At 74.9% G+C, this 5,857-nt stretch carries 3 protein-coding genes and 1 pseudogene; 2 read left to right on the top strand and 2 right to left on the bottom strand.

The window, feature by feature from the left end; all coding sequences use genetic code 11:
* Window positions 1–2,063: sensor histidine kinase (locus ACLIYP_RS28810; RefSeq protein ID WP_412716030.1), on the bottom strand; the 2,063-nt coding region annotated here is incomplete at its 3' end.
* Between the two features lie 215 nt (window positions 2,064–2,278).
* On the opposite strand from ACLIYP_RS28810, the gene ACLIYP_RS28815 reads away from it, so the two are divergent.
* Window positions 2,279–2,665 carry a hypothetical protein gene (locus ACLIYP_RS28815; RefSeq protein ID WP_412716031.1) on the top strand — a complete coding sequence of 129 codons (387 nt, stop codon included), beginning with the start codon at window positions 2,279–2,281 and terminating at the stop codon, window positions 2,663–2,665.
* A gap of 183 nt (window positions 2,666–2,848) precedes the next feature.
* Window positions 2,849–4,003 (top strand): serine hydrolase domain-containing protein, encoded by a 1,155-nt coding sequence (locus ACLIYP_RS28820; RefSeq protein WP_412716032.1) that lies wholly within the window; start codon window positions 2,849–2,851, stop codon window positions 4,001–4,003.
* A gap of 17 nt (window positions 4,004–4,020) precedes the next feature.
* Here the strand turns inward: ACLIYP_RS28820 and ACLIYP_RS28825 are convergent.
* Window positions 4,021–5,857, bottom strand: a pseudogene (locus tag ACLIYP_RS28825) (hypothetical protein); the annotation flags it as partial.

Here is a 5,857-nt window from a genome sequence, read left to right on the forward strand (position 1 = left end):
AACTCCCCGGCGGGCGGCTCCAGTTCGACGGGACCGCCCCGGCCCGCCCCGATGGCGGGCCGGGCGCCGCGCAGCGGGAGCCCCGCGGCGGTCCGGGCGTGGTCGCCGGCGCGGTGCCCGGCGGTGTCCGCCTCCTCCCCCGCCGCCACGGCGTTTTGGGGCGCGGCTGCGACCTCGGTGAGCAGCGCGCCCGGGATGAGCACGACGGCGGTGGTGCCGCCGTAGGGCGAGGGCTGCAGGGAGACGCGGACGTTCTGGCGCCGGCCGAGCCGGGAGACGACGAACAGGCCGAGCCGGTCGGTGTCGGAGAGCCGGAAGTCGGGCGTCTCGGAGAGCCGTAGGTTGGCCTCCAGCAGCGCGTCGGGGGACATGCCCAGACCCCGGTCGTGGATCTCCAGGGCGAAGCCGCTGGGGACCCGCTCTCCGAGCACCTGGACCGCGGCGTGCGGCGGCGAGAACACCGTGGCGTTCTCCAGGAGTTCGGCGATGAGGTGGGTCAGGTCGGCGATGGCGGCGCCGTCGACCGCGAGCGGGGGCAGCCGCCGCACCTCGATGCGCTCGTAGTCCTCCACCTCGGAGACGGCGGCGCGGACGACGTCCATCAGCGGGATGGGCTTGCGCCACTGGCGCGAGGGCGTGGCGCCGGAGAGGATGACCAGGCCCTCCGCGTGGCGGCGCATACGGGTGGTGAGGTGGTCGAGGCGGAAGAGGTCCGCCAGTTCCCCGGGGTCCTCGGTGCGGCGCTCCATCGCGTCCAGCAGGGTGAGCTGGCGGTGCAGCAGCACCTGGCTGCGGCGGGCGAGGTTGACGAAGACCTCGGAGACGCCGCGGCGCATGTCCGCCTGTCTGACGGCGGCCTCGACGGCGGCCCGCTGGAGGGTGTTGAGGGCCTGCCCGACCTGCCCGATCTCGTCGCGTCCGTACTCCAGGCGCGGCGCCTCGGTCTCCACGTCGACCTGCTCGCCCGCGGCGAGCCGCCGCATGACGTCGGGCAGCCGTACGCCCGCCGCCTCTCCCGCCTCCCTGCGCAGGGCGCCGAGGTCGCGGACCAGGCCGCGGCCGATGCGCAGGGAGACAACCACGGAGACGACGACGGCCGCGAAGCCCAGGATCCCGGCGACCGCGGCCCGCAGCAGCACGGAGGCGGCCTCCGGCTCGACACGCCGGTGGTAGCGCTCGCCGGTCTCCCGGTCCATGCGCCGCAGCTCCTCCAGGACCGCTCCGGAGGTCTTCTGCCAGCGCTCCGCGTCGAAGGCCTTCACCGCCCCCGCGGCGCCGGCGCCGATGATCTCGTCCTCGGCCGCGCGCAGGGTCCGGCCGTCGGTGCCGGACCAGAACCTCTGGTACCTCTCCCGGTCCTCGGCGGGGAGCATCGACAGGTGGGTGCGGTAGGCGAGTTCGCGTTCGGCCACCCGGTCGGAGACGGCCCGCAGCTGCTCCCCGGTCATCCGGCCGGCGGTGAACGCGGCGGCCAGCAGCGCGTCCTCACGGGAGAGGTACTCGCGTGCGCGGGAGAGTCCGATGAGCGCGCGGCCCTCCCTCTCCAGCCGGACGTCGTCGACGCCGCGCATACCGGTGAGGAAGGCGTGGCAGGGGTCGACGAGGGCGTTGTACGCGTCGTAGGCGTCCTGTCGCTCGACGGTGTTGTCCGCGACCCGGGCGCGCACCCTGTCCAGCCGGTCGAGCGCGGCGAGTAGGTCGTCCAGGCGTCTGCGGGCATCGCCGTCCAGCTTGTCGCGGATCTCCTCACCCTCCGCCCGGGCGCGCAGGGCCGCCACCGCCTCGTCGGTGGCGCGCTGCCCGTCGTGCAGGGCCGTCAGGGAGTCGGAGCGGCGCGGGTCGGCGATGTGGACGAGGGTGTGGCGGCGCTCGGTCTGGAGGGCGAGGACGGTCTCCTGGACCGGTTCGCCGAGTTCGCCCATGACGGCCGCGGCGTCGAGCAGCTGGTCCGCCTCGCGGCCGGTGATCACGGTGGCGAACGCCCAGATGGAGGTGAGCGCCACCAGGGGGACCAGCAGCAGCGCCATGATCTTCCGCCGGATCGACTTGCCGCGAAAGCGCATGGCCTCCCCTGTGTCCAACCCGCCGAGCGGGAGCATGGGTTCCCTCAGCAAACGGCGCGAGCCTACTACTGGCAACGGACCGGCCGTGGCCGCGTCCGGGACATCGGGCATCTGTACGGGCGCCTGTCGCGTGCTGTTGTGACGCTGTGTTGTGATACGCCGGATGCCGCACGGTGCGCGGGGAACGCGCGCACCGCAGGGCACGGGGAGACCGCATGGGGCTGAGCAGGGCCGACTGGGGACCGGGTGGATTCGACCAGTTCCGGTCGGACCGGGATGAGGACGAGGTGTACGAGGAGAGTGGAGATCCTGTGGGTGTCGAATCGGGGCTGCCCGACCCGGTGCGGGCGGCGGCGGTGCGCGCGGTCGTCCTCGTGGCCGTGACCCTGGTGCTGGTGATGGTCGCCGTCCTGTGCTCCCTGGCGCAGGTGTGGCTGGCCCTACCCATGGTGCTCGCGGCGGTGGCGGGCACGGTGGTCACCACCTGGGGGGTGCTGGACGTGTGGGTCACCCGGCAGATGTGGAACCAGCGCAACGGGGTGGTCTCCACGCCGAGCAGCGTGGCGCGCGAGCGCCGCGCCTTCCGCCGAAGACACGGCTGACGGCCGCCGGCGCCCGGTCCGCGGCGCCCTAGGGGGCTCCCCCACAACTCCGTTGTGGGCGGGGCCCGTTGCTCAGGGATTCGGCAGGGTGCGCGCCGTCCTCGCGGACGATCACGCCGCCCGGCCCGCTCTCCGAGGATGTGGTGCGCGGCGGACGCCCCGTCCGCACCACTGGAGGAGCCGATGAGACAGCCCGCCCGTACCGTCCTGGCCGCCGCCCTCGTCCTCGGGTTCGGGTTCGCGGCGGGCCCGCTGGCCCTGCCCGCCACGGCCCATCACCGCTCCCCCGCTGCGGTCACCGCGGAGAAGGGGGGTCTTGGACCCGACGCCGCCGCGCTGCGTGCCGCGCTGGCCGGATTGCCGGACCGTGAGGTGACCGCGGCGCTCGTACGCGTCGGCGGCGACGGCGCCTGGCGCGGCGCGGCCGGAGTGCGGGACCTGCGGACCGGCGCCCCGGCCCTGGAGCACGGCCGCTTCCGGGCCGGTTCCGTCACGAAGCTGGTGACCGCGGCCGTCGTGCTGCAACTGGCCGCCGAGGGGAAGGTGGACCTGGACGCGTCCGCCGGGGTCTACCTGCCGGAGCTGCTGACGCCCGCTTTCGAGCGGCCTTTCACCGTACGGCAGTTGCTGAACTTCACCAGCGGGCTCCGGCCGGGCGGCTCACTCGGCGACACCGTGGAGGAGGGTTACCCGCACCGCTTCGAGACGCTGACGCCGCGAGAGGTCGTGGCCGCGTCCGTCGCCAGGGGGCCGGCGTCCGCTCCGGGGGAGCGGCAGGAGTACGGCAACATCCACTACACGGTGCTGGGCATGCTGATCGAGGAGGTCACCGGGGACACCTACGAGCACCAGGCCGCCACGCGTGTCCTTCGGCCGCTCGGCATGCGGCACACCTCCTTCCCCGGCGGTCCCGACCCGCGGCTCCACGGTCCGCACAACCGCGGCTACGACTGGCTCGGCGGCAGGCTGGTGGACGTCACCGAGTGGAACATGTCGGACCGCTGGGCGGCCGGTGACATGATCTCCACCACCGCGGACCTGGAGCGGCTCGTGACCGCCCTGTTCGGCGGGAAGGTCGTACCGGAGCCGTGGTTGGAGGAGTTCTTCACCGTGCCGGACGTCCCAGGGGCGGCCGTGGCCGCCGGCGGCATGGCGCCCTACGACGTGAACGGCAGGGAGGTCTGGGGCAAGACCGGCTCCCGCCCCGGCTACCAGACCGTCGTCGCCGCGACGCGCGACCTGTCGCGGACGCTCGTCTACTGCGTCAACAGCACCGACGCCAAGGGGGACGCGACGGGCAACGTCCAGCGCTTCGCGTTCCCCGCCTTCAACCGCTGAGCCGCCGGCCCGGGGCCTCAGCCGGAGGTGCCGGAGGCGCCCGCCGCGGTGGTCTCCTCGCTCTCGCCGGGGGCGGTGGGCGCCGGGACGGAGGGCGGTGTGTCCTGCGCCCGGCCGGCGCCGTCGGGGCGGCGGAACATCCGGGTGGCGGTGATCTCGCCGTGCACCGGTTCGGACTCCGGGTCCTGCTTGGGCAGACCGGGCCGCAGGTGCTCCTCGACGCTGATGTACTTAAGCCCCGCCCTCAGATCGGCGTCGTTGCGCAACCGGATCACCAGCGGGAACTCCGCCAGTGCCGTGGTGTCGAACAGGCCGGTGGTGTAGATGAGCTGGACGCCCAGCGCGTCGGCCACCGCGCGCTGGAGCTCCAGCAGATAGGTGGCGTTGGCACGGCCGATGGGGTTGTCGAGGAAGAGCGTGCCCGCGTGCCGGTGCCTGTCGCGGCCCCGGTCGTTGCTGCGCAGCGCGGCCATCGTGCAGTACAGGGCGATGGCCGCGGTCAGCAGCTGGCCGCCGGAGAAGACGTCCCCCATCTGCCCGACCGGCACCCGCTCGGCGCGCAGCACCGCGTCGGGCTTGAGGATCTCCACCGACACCCCGCGCGGCCGGAGGGCGGCGTGGACGCCCCGCAGCAGCAGCGTCATGCCGTCCCGGCGCAGATCGGAGTTGCGGCGGACGGCCGCCCGGGTGGCCTCGTCGATGACCTCTCCCAGCCGCTCGGCGAGGGCGGCCTGGTCGGGGTCCTCGAAGCGGATGCGCAGGAACTCCTGGCCCGACCACTCCCCCAGCCCTCCGGGGAGCCGGGACAGGCGCTGGGCGGAGCGGAGGGTGGCCAGCGAGGACTCCACCAGGCCGCGCAGCCGGTCCACGATGCTGTCCCGGTTGCGCTCCAGCTGGTCGAGCTCGTCGGTCAGGACGCGCAGCCGGGGCTCGAAGGCGGCGGCCCAGGAGGCGGCGTGGTCGGGCAGGGCGGCGGCCGGCAGCTCGCGGATCTGCTGGCGGGCGGGGGTGCGCACCTGCTCGTAGCGGGTGGAGTTGGCGTGCCGCACCAGGACGTCGCCCGCCTCGCGCACGGCCGACTCGGCGGCGGTGAGGTCGGCGGCGCAGCCGCGCAGGGAGCGGCGTGCCTCGGCGGCCGCCTGCCGGGCCTGGTCGAGGGCGCCCGCGTACGGCTCGGGCCTCTCCCCGCCCTCCTCCGGGCCCGTACCGCCCGTGCCGTGCGGGTCGCGCAGCAGGTCGCGGAGCATGGCGGCCAGCTCGTCGAAGGCCCCGGCGGCGTCCTCGGCGGCGCGCTGGGCGCGCACCAGCTCGGCGTGGGCGGCCCGGGCGGCCTCCAGCGCGTCGGTGCGGGCGGCCAGTTCGGTGTTGGCGCCGCGCAGCAGGGTCTGCGCCTGCTCGGCGTCGGCTGGGGTCAGTTCCTCCGGCAGTTCGGTGTAGGCGTCCCGCTCCTCGCCGGGAGCCAGTCGTTCGGCCTCGCCCCGCAGCCGGCCGAGCTGCTCACTGGCGGTCGAGGCGCGGGACTCCAGCATCTGGACCAGCGCCTCGGCGCGGGCCGCGGCGGCCTGCCGGGAGGGGCCGTCGGCGCCGTCGGGCCCCTCCAGGAGCTGGGCGGCACGGGTGCGGACCTTGTTGGTGAGCCGGTCCAGGGCGGCGCGCGCGGCGCTCTCGTCGCCCTCGGCACGCGCCTGTTCGGCCCGCAGGTCGGCGCCGACGCCGACCTTCTCGTAGCGCTGGGAGGCCGCGCGGTACGCCTCGCGCAGGGCGGTCCGGCAGGCCCTCCAGGGCCCTTTCCCAGCAGGCGAGTTCACGCTCGGTGCGGCCGGTGGCCCCCTCCCCGGTACCGAACTCCGCCCC

It is taken from the genome of Streptomyces nanhaiensis (assembly GCF_046614825.1).
In the GTDB taxonomy this organism is placed as follows: Bacteria; Actinomycetota; Actinomycetes; order Streptomycetales; family Streptomycetaceae; genus Streptomyces; species Streptomyces radiopugnans.